Origin of the sequence: Gottfriedia luciferensis (assembly GCF_001712755.1) — a bacterium.
Taxonomy (GTDB): Bacteria; Bacillota; Bacilli; order Bacillales; family Bacillaceae_G; genus Gottfriedia; species Gottfriedia luciferensis_B.
In genome coordinates this window covers 322010-341915 of sequence record NZ_MDKC01000002.1, presented here as the reverse complement: position 1 = coordinate 341915, position 19906 = coordinate 322010, and the positions used below count along the sequence as shown (strand labels likewise).

The 19906-nt window shown below is 32.3% G+C and carries 17 protein-coding genes and 1 riboswitch; of the genes, 2 read left to right on the top strand and 15 right to left on the bottom strand.

All coding sequences use genetic code 11. The features are described 5' to 3' along the window. Nucleotides 1-3: 3 nt before the first annotated feature. Nucleotides 4-378, bottom strand: a complete 375-nt coding sequence (locus BED47_RS04215) for a hypothetical protein (protein ID WP_069032555.1) — start codon at nt 376-378, stop codon at nt 4-6. A 147-nt stretch (nt 379-525) separates the two neighbouring features. Here BED47_RS04215 and BED47_RS24320 point away from each other — a divergent pair, with 147 nt between their 5' ends. Next, entirely contained in the window at nt 526-660 is a 135-nt protein-coding gene (locus BED47_RS24320) for a hypothetical protein (RefSeq protein ID WP_091021372.1), read from the top strand. Between the two features lie 354 nt (nt 661-1014). Here BED47_RS24320 and thrB read toward each other — a convergent pair whose 3' ends face one another. From thrB to BED47_RS04175, 8 genes are all read right to left on the bottom strand, one after another. Then, entirely contained in the window at nt 1015-1923 is a 909-nt protein-coding gene (thrB, locus tag BED47_RS04210; protein ID WP_069032554.1) for a homoserine kinase, read from the bottom strand. After that, nucleotides 1920-2978 (bottom strand): threonine synthase, encoded by a 1059-nt coding sequence (gene thrC / locus BED47_RS04205; RefSeq protein WP_217492988.1) that lies wholly within the window; start codon nt 2976-2978, stop codon nt 1920-1922. Before thrC ends, thrB begins: the two co-directional genes overlap by 4 nt. Beyond that, nucleotides 2971-4275 carry a homoserine dehydrogenase gene (locus BED47_RS04200; RefSeq protein ID WP_069032552.1) on the bottom strand — a complete coding sequence of 435 codons (1305 nt, stop codon included), beginning with the start codon at nt 4273-4275 and terminating at the stop codon, nt 2971-2973. The genes thrC and BED47_RS04200 overlap by 8 nt, the downstream gene beginning before the upstream one ends. 130 nt (nt 4276-4405) lie before the next feature. After that, entirely contained in the window at nt 4406-5311 is a 906-nt protein-coding gene (metA, locus tag BED47_RS04195) for a homoserine O-acetyltransferase MetA (protein WP_069032551.1), read from the bottom strand. Nucleotides 5312-5440: 129 nt separating this feature from the next. Next, nucleotides 5441-8818: a methionine synthase gene (metH, locus tag BED47_RS04190; protein ID WP_069032550.1), complete on the bottom strand. Its 3378-nt coding sequence runs from the start codon at nt 8816-8818 to the stop codon at nt 5441-5443. After that, entirely contained in the window at nt 8815-10641 is a 1827-nt protein-coding gene (locus BED47_RS04185; RefSeq protein WP_069032549.1) for a bifunctional homocysteine S-methyltransferase/methylenetetrahydrofolate reductase, read from the bottom strand. Before BED47_RS04185 ends, metH begins: the two co-directional genes overlap by 4 nt. A gap of 81 nt (nt 10642-10722) precedes the next feature. Next, nucleotides 10723-10826, bottom strand: a riboswitch (SAM riboswitch). 113 nt (nt 10827-10939) lie between these two features. Then, nucleotides 10940-12805 (bottom strand): terpene cyclase/mutase family protein, encoded by a 1866-nt coding sequence (locus BED47_RS04180; RefSeq protein WP_069032548.1) that lies wholly within the window; start codon nt 12803-12805, stop codon nt 10940-10942. A 14-nt stretch (nt 12806-12819) separates the two neighbouring features. Further along, the gene (locus BED47_RS04175) at nt 12820-13116 is read right to left on the bottom strand and encodes a hypothetical protein (protein WP_069032547.1); all 297 of its coding nucleotides are present in this window, start codon (nt 13114-13116) and stop codon (nt 12820-12822) included. A gap of 242 nt (nt 13117-13358) precedes the next feature. On the opposite strand from BED47_RS04175, the gene BED47_RS23985 reads away from it, so the two are divergent. Further along, nucleotides 13359-13808 (top strand): hypothetical protein, encoded by a 450-nt coding sequence (locus BED47_RS23985; RefSeq protein WP_254664542.1) that lies wholly within the window; start codon nt 13359-13361, stop codon nt 13806-13808. 236 nt (nt 13809-14044) lie between these two features. Here the strand turns inward: BED47_RS23985 and BED47_RS04165 are convergent, their stop codons facing one another. The 6 genes from BED47_RS04165 to BED47_RS04135 form a co-directional block, all read right to left on the bottom strand. Next, the gene (locus BED47_RS04165) at nt 14045-14323 is read right to left on the bottom strand and encodes a DUF3892 domain-containing protein (protein ID WP_175403451.1); all 279 of its coding nucleotides are present in this window, start codon (nt 14321-14323) and stop codon (nt 14045-14047) included. Between the two features lie 210 nt (nt 14324-14533). After that, entirely contained in the window at nt 14534-14809 is a 276-nt protein-coding gene (locus tag BED47_RS04160) for a hypothetical protein (RefSeq protein WP_069032545.1), read from the bottom strand. Between the two features lie 340 nt (nt 14810-15149). After that, nucleotides 15150-16058 (bottom strand): DUF4240 domain-containing protein, encoded by a 909-nt coding sequence (locus BED47_RS23105; protein ID WP_084006759.1) that lies wholly within the window; start codon nt 16056-16058, stop codon nt 15150-15152. A gap of 182 nt (nt 16059-16240) precedes the next feature. Next, nucleotides 16241-17680: a hypothetical protein gene (locus tag BED47_RS04150; RefSeq protein WP_139116336.1), complete on the bottom strand. Its 1440-nt coding sequence runs from the start codon at nt 17678-17680 to the stop codon at nt 16241-16243. 387 nt (nt 17681-18067) lie between these two features. Then, the gene (locus BED47_RS04145) at nt 18068-18772 is read right to left on the bottom strand and encodes an HAD family hydrolase (protein WP_069032543.1); all 705 of its coding nucleotides are present in this window, start codon (nt 18770-18772) and stop codon (nt 18068-18070) included. Between the two features lie 573 nt (nt 18773-19345). After that, the gene (locus BED47_RS04135) at nt 19346-19780 is read right to left on the bottom strand and encodes a hypothetical protein (protein WP_069032541.1); all 435 of its coding nucleotides are present in this window, start codon (nt 19778-19780) and stop codon (nt 19346-19348) included. Nucleotides 19781-19906 lie beyond the last annotated feature (126 nt).

The window sequence follows — 19906 nt, the reverse complement described above, 5'->3', positions numbered from 1 at the left end:
CCTTTAATCTAGGCTCGTTTTTCTATTTCTACTTCCATTTGGATTTAGGTCAAATAATCGCCGATCTAATTCAGTTAAGAATTCATTTCTCTTTTCAACAATAGATATAATTTCATGCATATTTGCTTTTAAAATTAACCTTTGAATACTCTTTCTTTGTGATATTTCTAGTAAATACATTTCATATGGTTTAAACCACTCTTCTTTTTTCAATATAGTAATTCTCTTTTCAATCAATTCCACATCTTTCTCATAAAACGAATAACCAAAAAATTTTTTTGGCAAATAATCAAAGAAAAATTGAGCGATTATTTCGATAACAAACCAAGATATTAAGCGAAATATGAAACCTAATAACCCAAAGAAAATCTCATGCATGGTTTTATCTCCTACTCTATTTATCTTTATAATTTTAACATATCTTACTAATTAATTTAATTGCTCTTTTAATCAATCCTTTTGGATATTTTCCATTTAACTAATAAATAATAAGATTATATAATTTTGTTTTGGAGATGAAACCAAATGAAAGATAAACGTTTTACGATAACTGGAACTGACATAAACGAAGTGAAAAGAAAAAATGCAAATTCTGGTTTGACATATAATCAAGTTAAACAATTACTTGCGGAAAAATATATGAAAGAACGAGAAAAATAAAGAATTATTGATTCCTTATTCTTATTTATTGTTTATTCCCGTGATTTTCGCTTAGTTTATTCATAATTCATGCTCCTATTTGCAGTTTTAGTGATTTTATTTGCAGTCTCGATTTTTTTAATTGCAGTTTGACAATTTTTATTTGCAGTTTTAGCTTTTTTAATTGCATCTTGACAGATTTAATTGCAGTTTCCGCTATTTTATTTGCAGCTCCACAGATTTTAATTGCAGTTTCACCTTTTTTATTTGCAGTTTCACTGATTTTATTTGCAGCTCTACCTTGTTTATTTGCACTTCAGATTTAATCTTAAAAATAAAAAAGCACTCAACTCTCCATAGTTGAGTGCCTTTCTTTTAATTCGAGTGGATTGAATGTTTTACTTTTGCACCTTTGTTTTCTATTTTTATTTCACTTACATCACAATTTGGAAATAAACGTGTAAAATAGTCAATTGCTTCAGTACAACCTTCGATCGAAACAAATGCTAGTACTGTCGGACCGGCGCCACTTAATACGAATCCATGTACATATTCAGGTAATTCGATTTGTTTTAGGGTTTCTAGCTCTTTTACAATTTTGCATCGATATGGTTCGTGAAACAGATCTCGTTTCATCATATCGCCTGCTAATGCCCAATTTTCCGTTAATAGTGCTGATACTAACAGATTACTAAAGCTGCTAGATTGTATAGCATCTTTATAAGGAATCGTTGAAGGTAATATATTTCTTGCATGAACAGTTTCTAATTCGTATTTTGGTATAATTGCTACTACTGACACTTTATTTAATGTCGAGTGTTGGATATATGCTTTTCCATCTATAAAAGTCCCAATAACTAAGCCACCATAAAGTGAAGCTCCGACATTATCCATATGACCTTCAATTGCAGTTGCGATTCTAAGCTGTTCTTCTAGAGATAATTGAAGATTACAAAGTTCATTCGCTAGTATAATGCCACCTACTATTGCTGAGGCACTACTTCCTAAACCTCTTGTTAAGGGAATATTACTTTCAAGCTTTAAATGACATGTTGGCAAAGTTTTATGATTTGCTTTTGCGACATCAATTGCTGTTTTTAAGATTAAATTTGTATGATCAAGTGGAATATCTTTTAAATATTCACTAAATCCCTCACAGCTATATTGATCGTGATCATAAACCTCAATTGTTAAGTATCGATCTAACGCGATACCGATCGAATCAAAACCAGGTCCTACATTTGCAGTGCTTGCAGGAACTGTTATTTGTAAAAGTTTTTTCATATCGAAACCACACCTTGTAAATGTTCTAATACAATTTTTTCTTCATTCGGTAACAGGATTGGCTCAATTTTACTTGATTGAATTGCGATATCTGGATCCTTTAATCCATTACCTGTTAAGATGGCTACTACTTTTGAGCCTTTTTTGATGACACCAGATTGTACTTGTTTATATACTCCAGCAATACTTGCACATGAACCTGGTTCTGCAAATACGCCTTCTTTTGATGCAATCCATTTATACGCTTGTAGGATTTCCTCATCTGATACACTATCGATTGCACCGTTTGATTGCCCAATTGCATTTACCGCGTGATCCCAGCTTGCTGGGTTACCAATTCGAATTGCTGTTGCAATTGTTTCGGGATTATCAATCTTTTTATTATTAACAATTGGTGCTGCACCTTCTGCTTGAAAACCATGCATTTTAGGTAATTGATAACCTTTTGATAAATTGTATTCATTAAATCCTTTCCAATAAGCTGTAATATTCCCTGCATTTCCAACTGGAATTGCTAATATATCTGGAGCTTCTTCCAATTGCTCACAAATTTCGAATGCAGCTGTTTTCTGGCCCTCGATTCGATATGGGTTTACAGAATTTACTAGTGTAATTGGTTCAGACTCACTAATTTTTCTTACCATTTGTAATGCGTGATCAAAATTTCCATCGATGCTAATGATATGTGCTCCATACATGACAGCTTGCGCAAGTTTACCGTATGCAATTTTGCCATTAGGAATAATAACAAAACATTTCATACCAGCTCTTGCAGCATAAGCAGCAGCGGCAGCAGATGTATTACCTGTCGATGCACAAATAATTGCTGAACTTCCTGCTTCCTTTGCCTTAGCAACTGCCATTACCATCCCACGATCTTTAAATGAACCTGTTGGGTTTAGCCCTTCTAACTTAACATATAATTCAATTCCCCACTCCTCTGATAAGTGAGGTAAAAATAGTAATGGCGTATTCCCTTCATTTAAAGTTAATTTTGGTGTTTCTTCATTTATTGGTAATAAATTTGAATATTTTTCGATTAATCCTTTATACATCAAGATCTTCACCTGCAATTCGATAATAGCTTCGTACTTCATCGACAACATCAGATGTTTCTAAATTTTCCAATACTTTTTTGTATGCTGAATATGACGCATGGTGTGTTACTAAGATGATTTCAGCAAGACCTTTATGCTTTAATGGAACTTGAATAATTTTTTCAAAGCTTATATCAGATTCTGTAAAAATTGAAGTAATTTCAGCGAACGAACCTAATTGATCTTTTACTGTAAAGCGGAAGAAAGATTTAAAATAGATTTCATGATCTTCTTTAATTTCTTTTGGATATTGTGGTAACACAGCACTTGTACCGTTTACACCAAGTCGCATATTTTTCATTACCGCAACTAAGTCTGATACGATTGCAGTTGCAGTTGGTAAACTACCCGCACCTGGTCCATAGAACATTGTTTCTCCTACAGCTTCACCATATACATAAACTGCATTAAATTCATTGCTAACAGATGCTAATGGATGATTATGCGCTATTAAAGTTGGCCCAACACTAACCTCAATTCGATTATCGTTTCTCTTTGCATAACCGATTAATTTCATTGTATAACCAAAGTATTTAGCAAAATCGATGTCTTCTGAAGATACTGAACTAATTCCACGTACTTGCACATCTTCTAGTTCAACATCCATTGAAAAACCTAATTTAGCTAAGATTGTCATTTTTCTCGCAGCATCTAATCCTTCAACATCTGATGTTGGATCTGCTTCTGCAAAGCCGAGTTCCTGTGCTTCTTTTAAGACATCCTCATATGCTTTTCCTTCATTGCTCATCTTTGTAAGTATAAAGTTTGTCGTTCCATTTACAATTCCCATTAATTTAGTTACACGGTCTGCAGCTAAACCATCTACTAGACTACGAATAATAGGGATACCACCAGCAACACTAGCTTCATAGAATAAATCGCATTTATTCTCATTTGCTACACGGAGTAATTCAGTACCATATAAAGCCATTAAATCTTTATTAGCTGTGACTACATGTTTTTTATTACGAAGGGCATGGAGTATGTACTTTCTAGCATCTTCAATTCCACCCATTACCTCTACTACAACATCTACTTCTGCATCATCTAAAATTTCATATGCATCAGTCGTTAATAAATCTTTTTGAATTGAAATTGAGCGTTCCTTTTCAAGGTCCTTAACAAGAATCTTTTTTACTTGAACAGAACAACCGATTTGATGGGCTAATCTGTCCTGATGATCTTCAACAATTTTTACAACACCACTTCCAACAGTTCCAAGTCCTAATAGGCCGATAGATATACAGTCCTTCATATGATCTCCTCCGTTAAAATTTGATAATATTACCATTATGGGAATGTTTTATGAAAATAGCAAACACTTTTTTAAATTTTCCAATTTTTTTTTTAGTAATTGACAAAATTATGAAATTGAAAATATAAAACTATAAATTGTAAGGGGTTTCTTGATAAACGTAATAATTTAACCAATTTGAGAAAAGGAGATTAGCATGACTTCTCCAACGTACAATCGGTTGTTTTTTGGGATTATCATTTCGGAAATAGTTTTTTGGAATAGCAATTCCCGCTCCTCTTTGTACATCTCTTTCATATTCTAATTTTAAAGTATTAATACAATATTCATGATGTCCAGTTGCAAAAATTTGCTTTCCATCCTCACTAGTGACAAGATGGACACCAGCATCATCTGATAGACTTAAAATCTTCAATTCCCCTATTTGATCGATGTCTTCCTTCTTAACCTCCGTGTGTCTTGAATGTGGTACATAATACTCGTCATCAAAGCCACGTACTAGTTTCACAAAGCGATCCTCTACCGAGTGTGCGAAAACACCAAACATTTTTTTATCTAATGTGTATTTAGGTACTCCAAAGTGATGATAGAGACCTGCTTGTGCACCCCAACATATATGCAATGTAGAAGTTACATTTTCTTTTGTGAAATCCATGATTTCTTTAAGTTCCGACCAATATTCAACTTCTTCAAAGTCCAATGTCTCTACTGGAGCACCGGTAATAATAAAGCCATCATATTTTGTATTTTGAATTTGTGTAATTGTTTTATAAAAGCTTGAAACATGCTCTTCTGAAACGTTTTTGGGCTTGTATGATTCAGTACCTATTAAATCGATATCTACTTGTAAAGGTGAATTTGCAATTAAACGTAATAATTGCGTCTCAGTTTCAATTTTAGTTGGCATTAAGTTTAAAATGCCTATTTGAAGCGGTCTTATATCTTGTGATTCCGCTCGCTCTTTCGTCATATAGAATACATTTTCTTTCGTTAGTATTTCCGTTGCAGGTAGATCTTTGTTGATAATTATAGGCATTTTTTCCACTCCTCTTTTTTCTTAAGAAAAAGGTAGTAGATTGATGCATGAACTATTTCTACTACCTATTTGAAATATCTAAACTAAATTTTGGTTTTATTGAATCAATTGAATAATTATTCTCAGATATTAAACTGAAAAATATCTTCCATCTTTATGCGAGAATACCATTGCAGTTACAGATGCTTCTGGTAGCATCATAAATCCTTCTGTCAAATTAATCCCAATTTCATTTGGGTTAATTAACTTAAATAGCTTTTCTTGATCCTCTAGGTTTGGACAAGCAGGGTAACCAAATGAAACCCTAATTCCTTGATATCTTGCTTTAAAACGCTCAGACATTGTGAAATCTGGACGGTCTGGGAATCCCCATTTTTCTCTCATCAGCATATGAGTTTTTTCGGCTAATCCTTCTGCTAATTCTAAAGCTAATGAGAATAAAACGTGACTCTTTAAATACTCCCCTTCTTGTTTCAATCTTTCGGCGATATTTCTTACTCGTGGACCCGATGTAACAGAGAAGAATCCAACATAATCCATCTCTTCACCAACAGGATTTAAAAAGTCGCTGATACAAAGATTTGGTTCTTTTCTTTGTCTCGGAAATTGAAAACGTTCAATCGGTTTTTTCGTTTCAGAGTCATAGATAATGACATCATTGCCATCACTTTGAGCAGGGAAAAATTGATAGATTACTTGGCAGTCAAAATATTCATTTCCATCTTTTAAGAATTCTTGCACTAACTCATATAACTCTTGGCCACGCTCTTGATTTTCCCATTTACCTTTAACACCTAAGTGATGACCTATAAGCATTTGATAATTAATAAATGGTGCCACTTGAGCTACCGGAATATTTTTTATGACTGTTTTACTTAATGATGAAGGAACTAAGCAATCTGACTTCTGTATTGCTGATCTTGTTGTATTAATTTCAGGAACAGGTAATTCAATAACATTGTCTATTTTTTTAATTGCCTTTTTCTTTTCTTCTAATGCTTTTAATTCATTAGGATTAACAATTTTATTTGCTAAGTCTAAACCAGTCATCGCGTCATTTGAGTAAACAACTAATCCATCGTAAATTGGCTGAATACGGTTTTCAGTAAATTTTCTAGTTAATGCAGCCCCACCTACTAATATTGGTGTGTCAATCCCTGCACTTTTTAAGTCCCCAGCAGTAATAACCATTTGTTGAGCTGACTTTACTAATAAGCCTGATAATCCAATAATGTCTGGTTTGTTTTCACGAATCTTTGTAATTAAATCATCTGGACGAATATTAATACCTAAATTGACAACATCAAATCCGTTATTCGTCAAGATAATATCAACTAGGTTCTTTCCGATATCATGAACATCACCTTTAACTGTAGCTAAAATAACCTTCCCTTTTCTAGAGCTTTCCGTTTTCTCCATAAATTGCTCTAAGAAGTTTACAGATGCTTTCATTACTTCTGCACTTTGTAATACTTCAGCTACGATTAGCTCATTATTATTGAAAAGTCTTCCAACTTCATCCATCCCAGTCATTAGTGGACCATTAATAATATTTAACGGTGTGTCACCACGGTCGAGACAAGCTTGAAGATCTTCTATTAATCCTTGTTTTGAACCTTCAATTACACATGCAGCTAATCTTTCTTCAATTGGAAGCTGTTCTTTCGGTTTTTCTTCTTTCTTCACTGAATTTCTAAAATGCTCAACAAATTTATCTAATGTTTCTTGAGACGTATGGAATAATAAATTCTCAGCAAGCTCACGTTCTTCTGCAGGAATTGAAGCGAATCGTTCTAGTTTCTCAGTATTTACAATCGCATAATCAAGACCAGCCTTTGTAGAATGATATAAGAAAACGGCATTTAACACTTCTCGACCAGCATTTGGTAATCCGAATGAAATATTACTTAAACCTAAAATCGTTAAACACTCTGGAAATTCATCTTTAATTAATTTAATTCCATCAACTGTCGCTTTTGCAGAACCGATATATTGCGTATCACCTGTTCCAACAGGGAAAACAAGTGGATCAAATATGATATCTGTCGCACGAATTTTATATTTTTCAGTTAATAGTTGATAACTTCTTTTTGCAATTTCCAATTTTCTTTCTGCTGATACAGCCATTCCATCTTCATCAATCGTACCAACTACAACTGCAGCACCATATTTATGAATGAAAGGTAAAATCTTCTCAAATCGCTCTTCCCCATCTTCAAGATTAATCGAATTAATAATCGCTTTACCTTGAATATAAGTTAGTGCTAATTCAATTACGTTTTCATCAGTTGAATCAATCATGATGGGTACTTTTACTTTATTAACTAATTGCTTAATGAAATTTTCCATATCTTCAACTTCATCACGATCTGGATCTGCCATACAGACGTCGATGACATGGGCACCTTTTTTCACCTGAGCTCTAGCAATCTCTGAAGCTTCTTCAAATTTTCCGTCTGCAATTAAATTTTTAAATTTACGTGATCCAATAACGTTTGTTCTTTCGCCGACGAAAAGTGGTCTCATACTATCGTCATATCGAAGTGATTCTAAACCACTAACAGCATGATCCTCTCTTTTTTTAGGTTGACGAGGAGTTATTCCATTTACCGCATCTTTCATTGCCCTAATATGTTCAGGAGTTGTTCCACAACAACCACCGATAATATTAATCCAACCTTGTTCAGCAAAATCGCGTACTTTGTGTGCTAAAGATTCTGGTGACTCATGATAATGTCCATCTTCATCTGGTAAACCAGCATTTGGATAACATGAAACAAAAGTTTCAGATAGTTCTGACAATGAACGAACATGATCTCTCATAAACTCTGGTCCTGTTGCACAGTTTAATCCAATTGAAATAGGAGAAATATGTTCAATGGCTAAATAAAAAGCATCAATTGTTTGACCTGCTAATGTTGTCCCCATTGGTTCAATCGTCCCGGAAATCATAACTGGTAATTTTTTATTTAATTCGTTAAATGCATTACTAATCCCAATACAAGCAGCTTTAACATTTCTCATATCTTGACAAGTTTCAACTAATAAAACATCTACACCACCATTTATTAATCCAGTTGCTTGTCGATTATAAGCAGTAATTAATTCATCAAAAGTCACACCACCTGTTACACTAATTGCTTTTGTCGTTGGCCCCATCGCACCTGCAACATATACATCTTTACCGGATGCCACAACAGCTTGCTTTGCAATCCTTGCTGCAATTTCATTTAGTTCAATATCTAAATGCTGTAAATTATAATCCGATAAAACAATATTTGTTGCTCCGAATGTGTTCGTTTCGATAATGTCAGAACCTGCGTTTATATACTCTTCATGGATTTCTTGTATCACATCGGGTCTAGTCACAACTAAATATTCATTACAGCCTTCGTATTCTTCCCCACCAAAGTCTTCTGCTGTTAAATCTCTTTGCTGGATCATCGTTCCCATTGCTCCATCAAGAAGTAATATTTTTTCTTTTAATGCTACGTCTAATGTTTTCATAGTTGAATCTCCTCTTTATTGCTGCTTTTAGTAAATTGAATTAAGTCCTCTGTAATTTCATACTTCAAAAATGGAGTGATAAAATAAATCCCGTTGAATTTATCCTTAACATAATCAATAAGCTCTTTTGCAATTTTTTTACCTTCATCAACTGCTCTCTCAGGTTCAACTGATGAAATTCTGTTTCTTACCTCATCGGATAATGTAATTCCTGGAACTTCATAATGGATAAAATCAGCATTTTTCTTACTAACTAGTGGCATAATCCCAATAAAAATTGGCTGTTTAATATGACGAGTTGATTCATATAACCTATCAATCGTTTCAAAATCATAAATTGGCTGAGTTAAAAAGTAATCCGCTCCCGCCTCAACCTTTTTCTCAAGCCTTTTAATTGCGGCATCAAACTTTCGAACATTCGGGTTAAAAGCAGCAGCGACAGAAAATCTCGTTCCAGTTCCTAAACTTTTACCAGAATATAACCTTCCATCGTTCATTTCCTTAATCATTCGAATAAGTTCAAGTGATGCTACATCATATACTGAAGTTGCACCTGGAAAATCGCCTACTCTTGCTGGATCACCTGTTATTGCAAGAACTTCATTTAAACCTAAAGTTGAAAGTCCCATTAAATGAGATTGAAGTCCAATCATATTACGATCTCTACAAGTTAAATGCGTCAAAACTGGTACATCCAATCTTTGAAGAAGTGATGCCATCGCCACATTCGAAATTCTAGGTGAAGCTAATGGATTATCTGCTAGCGTAATTGCATCAGCCCCTGCGCTATGTAATGCTTTCGCTCCTTCAAAAAACTTTCTTGTTTGTAATGTTTTTGGTGGATCTAGCTCTGCTATAATCGTCGTTCTCTTTTTTGCCTTTTCTGCTAATGTTTCATTCTTTTGTTCTTCTTGCTTAGGGATTGTAATTTTTATTGTTCTGTTTTTTACATCTTTTTTTGTAACAGGCTGTAAAGTATCAATCTTACTTCGTAAAGCAGCGATATGTGCTGGTGTTGTACCACAGCATCCACCGATAAGTCTTACACCTTGTTCAATAAATGGTTTTGCCATATCTTCAAAATATTCTGGATTCGATTTGTATACGTATTTTCCCTCATTGTATAGTGGTAATCCCGAATTAGGAAATGCCGATAAGTAACCATTCGTTGGTAATGAGACAGTATTTAATGACTCCAACATATGAAGTGGTCCTAGATGACAATTGATTCCAACAACATCTGCACCCAAATCGATTAAATTAGGAAGAATTTTTTCGATATATTGACCACTTTGCATGACACCAATTTCTTGTAGTGTTACTTGTGCAATGATCGGTAAATCCGTTCTTCCTCTTAATAGATTTACAGCATCATATAATTCATTTTCATCATAAAATGTTTCAAGCATGATCCCATCTACGCCTTCTTCTAGTAAAGCTGAAGCTTGCTCAAGCAACATCATTTCACGTTCTAAAGCTGTCGTAAAAGTAGAACCTACATATTTCATTCCACCTATACCGCCAATTACTAATGCTCTTCTTTTTGAAGCCGCTCTAGCATTTCTAACAGCCATTTGATTAATTTGCTTAACCAGCTTTTCTAATCCATATTGTCTCAGTTTTCCAGCATTAGCACCGTACGAATTAGTTTGAATCACTTCTGCGCCAGCATCTATATATTGTTCATGTATATGAATGATTCGATCACGCTCTGTAATATTAAGTTCTTCAAAACAGCTGTGAAGTCCGCCAGAATACAAAAGCGTTCCCATTGCACCGTCACCTAAAACAATTCCATCTTTTAACTTTTCTAATAAACCCATTCAATCACTTCCCATTTAGATAAAATAAAAAACGCCATTCCCTCAAAAAAAATGAGAGAATGACGTTTAAGTACAGATTACGCCTTATCTCTCATGTTTTAAACATGCTGGATTTAGCACTTTTTAGCTTTCGCTAAAGTTGCCGGGTTTCAAAGGGCCAGTCCCTCCACCACTCTCGATAAGGATTATTTAGTTATATTTAATATAAAAACAGTTTACTATATTTATATGATTAAGAAAAGACATTTATGGAAAGATTTCCAAAAATAAATATATTTTGTTTACATAATAGTATTATTTAACTATTTTTAAAGTGTGCTAGTGCTAATAGCGGATAAATTTCATTATAGCTATGATAGTGAATATAAAACTGACCAGGTAAACCTAATCCAGTTGGATAAGTTAATGCTTTATTAGTCAATTCACTTTGAGTAGTTAAAAATTTAATCCCTTTTCTAATTACTTCATCTTCCTTATTACGAATTGAAAGTAAAGTATCAACTGCCCATGCTGTTTGGCTAGGTGTACTATATTTTAAAGAAATATATTTATTTTTAACAGCTGAAAGACCCGATTCTCCCCAACCTCCGTCTTCATTTTGAATACTAACTAACCATTTTTCAGCTTTTTTAATCGCCTCATGATTTTTAGGAATTCCAACGGCTCTTAAGCCAGTAATCGCTGCCCAAGTTCCATAAATATAACAAATACCCCATCTACCATACCAACTACCATTTGATTTTTGGTTTTTTAAAAGCCAATTAACCGTCTTTTTCACAATCGGATCATCGTTTGAAACCGTCGTATAATTTCCAATAAATTCTAAAATACGTCCAGTTAAATCTGCAGTTGAAGGATCGATAATTGCATCTTTTGCATTTTCAATTGGTAATAATGTTAACCATTTATTTGTTACATTTTTTTCGAAAGCTCCCCAACCACCATCGTCATTTTGAAGTCCAAGTAAAAAATGAACACCCCTTAACCAACTTTCATGTAATGTGGACTGATCCAAAGCACTTCTTGTAATTGCACGTAAAGCTGCTCCAGTATCATCATTATCTGGAATAAACGAATTAACATCAGAAAAGCCCCAACCACCAGGACTTAAATTTTTAGCATGAACCTTCCAGTCACCATTCAAATTCTGTTGTTTTTTACTTAAATAACTAATTGATTTCGCAACAATCGGATCATTTATTTGGTAACCAGCTTCTTGAATTGCATATGACAATAATGCAGTATCCCAAACCTTTGATGGCGAATTTTGAATATGAAGTCCGGCTTCTGTATCGGTTGCATACGAAAGAAGTCCTTGTAGTGCATTTTGAATGACAGATGAAGCAGATTCATAGCCTAAAGCCATTAAAGCATAAATCATATAAAATGTAGAACTAGCATAGCTATAAAAAGTTCCATTTGTTTCGATACGATCCAGAATAAATCTTTCAGCCTTTTCATATCCTTTTTGGTGAAAATAGAGAGGATATGAAGCTAGATTCTTACCTTCTTCAAGTAAAAATTGATAAAAACTCCCTCGTTCTTCGTAAAACCAATCTACCTCGCTAGTTTCCAGAAGATGATCGATATTTAGATCGTCATCCAATTTCAATTTAAATCGCTTATTTATACAAAGAATCATTGGAACTAAATGAACTCTAGCATAATTACTTAAATCAAATAAACTTAACGGCATTTTATCTGGGAGCAAAAAATAACTCATTGGAAAATAAAATAATTTTGGATATTCAATCAAACCATGAGTAGCCAGAATCATTTTTAACATAAAATGTGTTTTTTTAATACCACCGTTCTCACGAATAAATTTTTCAGCTTTTTTCATACTCGAATGTTCTTTTGAATACTTTTTTGAGATTAATAAAGCTATGTAAGCTTGTACTGTTGCATTTATATTTCCATCTTTTTCATCTTCGTATAATTTCCAAGCTCCATTCGGATGCTGAAGATTAATGATTCGATCAATAATCCCATTAATTACCTTTTGATTTTTGTATTCAAGATCATTCATTAATAAAATCATAAAACTATCCGTCATTAATGAACCTTCAAAACAATATTCCCAAGAACCATCTTCATCTTGTTTCGCTCTTAGACGTTTGATCCGCTCTTCAATATTTCGTAAAACAATATTTTCGAGGTCCATTTTACCACCTCAGTTCAATTTTTTTCTGGCTGATGGTATTTTTCCATTCTTGTTGAATGCTCAATTTCAATTTCTTCAAGTTCATCAATTTCTTCTGATACTTCGACTTCTATCTTTTTACTAAAATAAACAATTGAAATAATAAATGCTAATAGACTAAAAGGTAAAACAATTATTTTAAATCCGAACCAAGTAAATGAATGTAAAATATGAAAATAGCTACCTAGTAACAAGCAATAAATAAGTAATAACAGATCGATAACAATTACACCGCAAAATGATTTCACTATTTTTATTAAAAAAGGATTCAATTAGATCACACTCCATTATTAATCTATGATTTAAATGTGAAATAATGAATTATTCTGTGTAATTAGTAACTGTTACTTGAAAAAAACAACATTTTCTAGTGGGAATTTCAGGGGAAATAAATAATTTACTTTAAACTTTTTTCTCAAAAATATTTAATATATTGACTAATCTATTAAATGTCTAATCAGAAACTATTAAAAGTGAATATAGTGAGAGTATTGATAGAAAGGAGTGTTTTACAATGGCAGCAGAATTTGAAGATTTCAAAGCTTTAAAAGAAGAAATTCAAGAGGTGCTTGCAGCAGCTAATCCAGATGGTTCAATCAATTTTAATTTTTTCAACATTGAAATTAAAGAGAATCGCATCCAGGTCGAACAAAGAGCTGAAGGCGGAGGACAAATTAATCGAAATGTTGGAATGAACGCAAATCAAGGCGGACAAAATGCTAGAGACAATAGCCAAACAGCAAATGATCGTTCACAATTTGCAGATGGAAATGGTAGAAGCGGTATTGCTGGAAGAGATAACGATGAATTAGGCGGACAGCAAGGAATTAAAATCAGAGACAGCAAAATCAAAAGAAGCAGAATCAGAACAGATTCCGAACACAACGAAGGCGCTGGAACTGAAGAAGCAAACGCTGCACAATTCCAATTGCCAAGATTAAATAGACTTAGTCAAACTGAATAAGTGACTTCCCCACTTATAGACTAATATTTTAAAAGTGTGGACAAGCTATACTAAGATTTAAATAGAAGATGCCTCATCATGATTGAGAATGTTGATATTGAACTCTATAATTTTTTGTTCACTCAATTTCATTTGACTTCTATTACAAGATTGACGACAAATGAGTAGATCGAATAAAAAACCCACGAGGAAAATTCCCTAGTGGGTTTACTTCGTTTTTTATAGGCTTTTTAGTCTTAAAACTCTGGTAAATTACTCAAATTATTCTCTGTTATACCATCCGGTTCACTTCTAATGATGTCACGACCATACTTATGGATTAAATCTACATGTGCTAAATTTCCACTTTTTGCTTCCTGCAGAGCTTGAAGATAATCTAGTTCACGATTAAAACTTGTTCTAAAACCAATTAAATCACCATCTTCATTTTTACGAACAGCAACAATATGTTCCTTGTCCTGATTTACTGATTCATCTTCCATCAATTGTTCGTCATCACTTTGATTTTTATACATTTCATATGCTTCTTCAAATCGATCTTGAGTCACTTTTACATCCTCCTTTTATCATTAGTTTTGCCACTTGATAAAGGATGTAAAACTAATTAGTCAAAGATGAAGGATAAAGTGAAATCCCCCTGATTTTCCAGTCTGTACATCTTAATTAAATTCTCTAATTTTAATAGAAGAATTGCATGCTTAGTTGGTTAGAAGCTATTTCGTTTTTTAATTTTTAATCCAAGTTAACATACGTAGGATTAGAAAAGGTTCAAACCAAGTAATCAATAAAAATATGATAAAAAACGACGATACTGCAAAAAACTTTGTGTTGCCTCTTTCTCTTTTGGAAATTGCTATAAAGCTACAGATCGCTCCGAATAATAACAATATAAAACCAATTAAAGCAATAAGTTCGTTGAAGCCTGGAACAACATAAATTATTCCAAACAATACCAATCCAATGATTAATAATATTAGTGAAATTGAACTGAAATTTTTCATTGTTTCACCTCTTCTAATAATTATTATTTTTTATGTTTGCTATTTAATATATTAACATATATTTCCATTTTTCGGTTTCTTTGTTCAGCTAAACTGTGATTATGTTTTTAAAAAAAAGAGCCACACTGGGCTACTCATGATTTTCAACGATAGCATGTTCTCTTCAATTAAATGACTTAACTAATCCATACACAACTAATGAATAAAAGTATTGAACCATATATGTAAAACTTCCTTTAGTTTTTAAAGGACGGTAATATAGAATTAGTAGATTTTAAAAATATAAGTAAAATCGTTACAAATAGAACAAACAAGGTAGTTATATAAGAACCAAGTTATTTTATGATTTCCAGCCTTCCAAATTAGAGAAAGTTTCATAATCGCAACCTGGTATATATTCAAACTCTTTCTTCATTCGCATTTCATATGCAACAGAAGCTAAGGACAGTAACATTTCAAAGGAATAATCTTTTGGCATATTGATCGGATTATTCAATGTATGGTCATAAAACTCTTTTCCTTTAGATATTACTAAGCATCTTTTGTACAAAAATAAATCTGGTGAAAAATACGATGTATCATCTTCACTGTATGAATTTTCGCCTATGTTTTTAGCGTGTTCTTTCGTATCTAGTAAATATAATTTATATGAAAGTGTTTCTTCGAATTGTTTTATATCTTTTACACTCATTTTAGTAAGCACTTCTACGGCTGGTTGAATGATTTCTTCACCATCAATTGAACTTTCTACATCCAGAAGTGAAATGATTGACCAAAATGTTTCTTCGTTCATCATTTTTTTAGGTTTTTGAGGTTTATTTAGAAATTCTTCTCTTTCTATCTTTTGACTTTCTAGAACTTCTCTTTCAAAATTTTCTCTGTCATGTAACCAGCGCCATTCATAATATACTGGATTAGCAATACTTGGATGCCACTTTCCTCCGTATGATGAACTGACTAATCTTTTTTCATAATCCGAAATAGGAGAATTCCCTATATAAATCATATCTTTGTACATCTTTCCATCTTTCCAAAGTAAAGCTTCTTCATTTTCATATAGAAATCTATTTGATCTCAAAATCTCATTTATTTCTTTGTTTTCTATGGTTGGTAAATTAATGTCAATGTACTTTGAAACAAAAATTAAATATGACTTTTCTATTCTATTTATAACTTTAATCGTTCCATATCTTCCATCTGGTAATTTACATGCATAGATATCTCCAAGTTCAATACCTTTTTTACTCATATTGTTTAGATCCTCCGTCTATTACCGTTTGTTCCTTTTAAAGCCATAATAAAATCCCCCTATAGTAGACTACCTATCCATTTTAACGGATAGGTTTTTTCGCGTGTCTACTATAAGGGGATAATATCATAATTAACAGTCTTTTTCAGTACGCAACTATCAACATTTAAGTTTAAGAGAGCCTAAAATTTCACGGTTGATTTCGTAATATAGCCGGTATACTTATTTGAATACTTTACATAAACATAATCATGTTTCAAGCCATACCCGGAGCTAATAACGTATATCTTCTTACCTTTTGGAATTGATTTTACTACCTTCCCTTTACCATCCGAAAGTGTTCTAAGAGTAGCCGCTGATTTCAAATAATAGTATTTATTAACCACTGTAGCTTTCGGTGTTATCGTAATTGTTACTTCTGGTGAGTAATGAGCATACACTGATAGTTTATCTACGTCAGACGTAGAGAATACAAAATTATAGGATTGTCCAACTACTAGATTCCCTTTATAACTATAAGTGTTTGTTCCTTTATTTAAACCAATTTCTTTTTTATTAGGTAAGATAATTCTTGTAAAACTGTAATCATGATCTACTGGTGGCGTAAATGAAACTGTAACGATCCCATTCGTTTCTTTAATTTTCACATTCGTTACAGGACCTGGTGGTAATGGATTATCCCAAATTAATGTTTTTCCTTTTGAGATGTTTCCATTATAATCTACAGTTTGAAGAATAAACTTTTGTTCCTTAAATACCGTGTCAGGTTTGTATTCATAAAAACCACCGTAATTAGGCCTTCCTGGAATGTAAATCTTTTTCCCATTAGGCAATGTTAGATAAGTTCCAACGTAATCTGCATCTGATGGGGAATCCCAAGAGAAATCCATATACTTATCGCTAGAGTCTGTTCTTGTGGCCATATTGTACATGAGATTTTTTTGTACATATTGGATCCTACCATTTTTAATTTCACCTGGAGGTCTGTTCTCATTCGTTGTTTTAACCGTTTTTTGTGAACAATCTATATATGGGACTACATTTCCTAATTTATCTTTTGGACATAATTTTAACAAATAAGTAGTATTTGCTTCTAAATTATTTGCGGTATAAACACCGCCATTTAATGCACCAGTACCCAAGTTTGTTAACAATTCTCCATTCATATAAATGTCTACAGACTCTAAATCTGGTGTGTATGTTGGGTTTCGCCATGCAAAACGAATAAAATGATTATCAATGACTGGATAATCATCAAAAATAACATTTGGTGGTGGCGTTGTATCTTTTTCAATCGTAATTGTTACAGATTTTTTATCATCAAACCCATTTGCCCAAATCGTATAAGTATATGTAATATCATCTTGCACTGAATTTGAATCTTTATATTCCCCACTACCCCAAACGTCATTATCTAAAATTTCACCGTTACGTTCAATTGTGTAACTATCACTTGCATTCCAATCCCATGTAAGTGTAACAATATGGTCTTTATGTGTAGCATTTAGGTTCGTTACGCTCCCCTTTTCACCAGTTCCCGTATCCATTGCTAATACATGTGAAGTAGTAATTAAAAATGACAAGGTGATTAGCGTGATAATGATCCTTTTTAAATCTTTCATTTCTTCCCCTCCCAAAATAAGTATACCACCTCATGTTATATGGGAATATATGTAAAATTACATTTTTGAATAGAATTGCCCTAATCCGAAAGTATGAAATCTAATGTTAAATTAAAAAAGATAATCTATCATTTAAATACATAAGGATTAAAAGTTACAAAAAAATATTAGGTTAATTATCCTTTTCTGCTGCAACTTTCCTGCCATTATGTTGAATAATAATTCTGCATAAACCATATTCAATTATCCATCTAAAAATAAAATAAAGGATGATCGATTAATGATCATCCTCCATTTGTTATCCTACTAATGCATACTTAATAATTACTTATTAGCTAGTAATGTTAATTGAACTATCAATCAATAAAACGAACTAAAAAACACCCTTTAGAGTTTTACCAAATTACCAAATAAAAGTAATTTAATCTCGACTAATGACTTAATACTATCTATTCTATGATTATGTTCTATTTCGTCATAAGACCATGAATCTCTTATAATATGAATTGCTTTCATCCCTGCATCTAAAGCAGGGACAATGTCACTTCTAAGAGAGTTACCGATCATAACTGGATTACTTAATTTTTCATTTAACTCAAGATAGGTACTTTTATCTTTTTTACTTGTTATAAATACGTTATCAAAATGATGTACTAAACCAGTATCCATTACTCGCTTTGATTGTACGTCCTTTTCACCTAAAGTCAATATAGTCATACTTGCTACATCTTTGCGATTTGATAATTCTTCTATTATAAATGTATCATTTTGCAGTGGAATATTTACTTTAAATATCGTTTTTGCTAATGATTGTAATTGATCATTGACAATACTTGAGATCTCTATATTAAAACGAGTTGCCAATAAATCTAAAGTTGATTCCCATGCATAAGGATATCGCGCTTTACTGAAACCCAATTCTTTTATTAGTTCTAGATCAATTTTATTAAAAACTTCTTTAATGTCATTTATTATTACTTTTTCATCTAGCGCTTGATGTACTAGATTCGAACACAAATCTACATTATGCCGAAATGCGGCTTGGGTTTGAATTAATGTATCGTCTAAATCAAAAACTAAATCATATTTCATAATTAATTTATCTCACTTTCCAACTGAAGCATATAGTTATAAATTTTCCAAAACGCCTATTGATTCGGCTTTACTAATTATATATGCTAATTTGCTAAGTGTCCCTAATTTCTTCTTAAAATAATATAAAAGTAAACGTAAAGTTTGTTTTGCCAATTTACTGTAAAAATTTATTTACATTCTTTTAGCTACTATTCTTTTAGCAAAAAAGAGGAAGATCCATAGATCATCCTCTTTTTTGTACCCCTATTAATGAAGTTTCAGTTACTTAAGATATCATTATCTATAAAAAAAATAATTTATTTATAAAATAAACAATGATTAACAAAGTAAAATACCTTAAAATTTCTTTAGTTTTCCATTTATCAACAAAATAAACAATGATAAAAACATAGAGAACAGACAGAATTAACATAATGAAATCGGACAAATGAAAAAAGTATTGTAAACATGAAAACACAATGACAATTAAAAATACATGAAGACCCTCGAGATCTTTTTTACATTCTTCTTTGACTTCATTACTCATAGCTTTTCACCTCATTGTAAGAGACCGGTATACTAAAAAATCAGTCATTCATACCATGCATCTCCAGTGAATTCATTCCACTCAACTTTAAAACTTTTCGCTTTAAGTTTAATGCTACAAAAATTATGTGTTTTCCAGTCAGTACCAAAAATTTCATAAATGAAATCTTTTTCAACAAGTCGCTGCTTAACCTCTAATAATTCCATTCCATCTAAATCGATCAGTTGAACTTCTTTTTCCTGTTCATCATCTAAATAGATAATTGCTTTACTTATTTTTACATTGTAAAAAGTCAGTTTACATTTATCTGTTGATTTTGCTACTTTATAAGGATTTAGAGGATGATCATTAGAGATGTAAATAAACTCAAAATATATAGTAACAATATTATTTTCTATTTTTATTTCTTCAACGATACAATCGTGAAAGTCTAAGTAATCAAAGTAATCGTTTGTTGTTTGATATTTCCATGAGTTCATGATTAATCCACCTTATCTTCTCCGCTATTTGCTTTACCTGAATAAGAACATTGTAATATAGTATATTTTACGGCTCTATAGATTAAATTTATTTTCTTATTCAACTAAATACCAAGTTAATTGAAT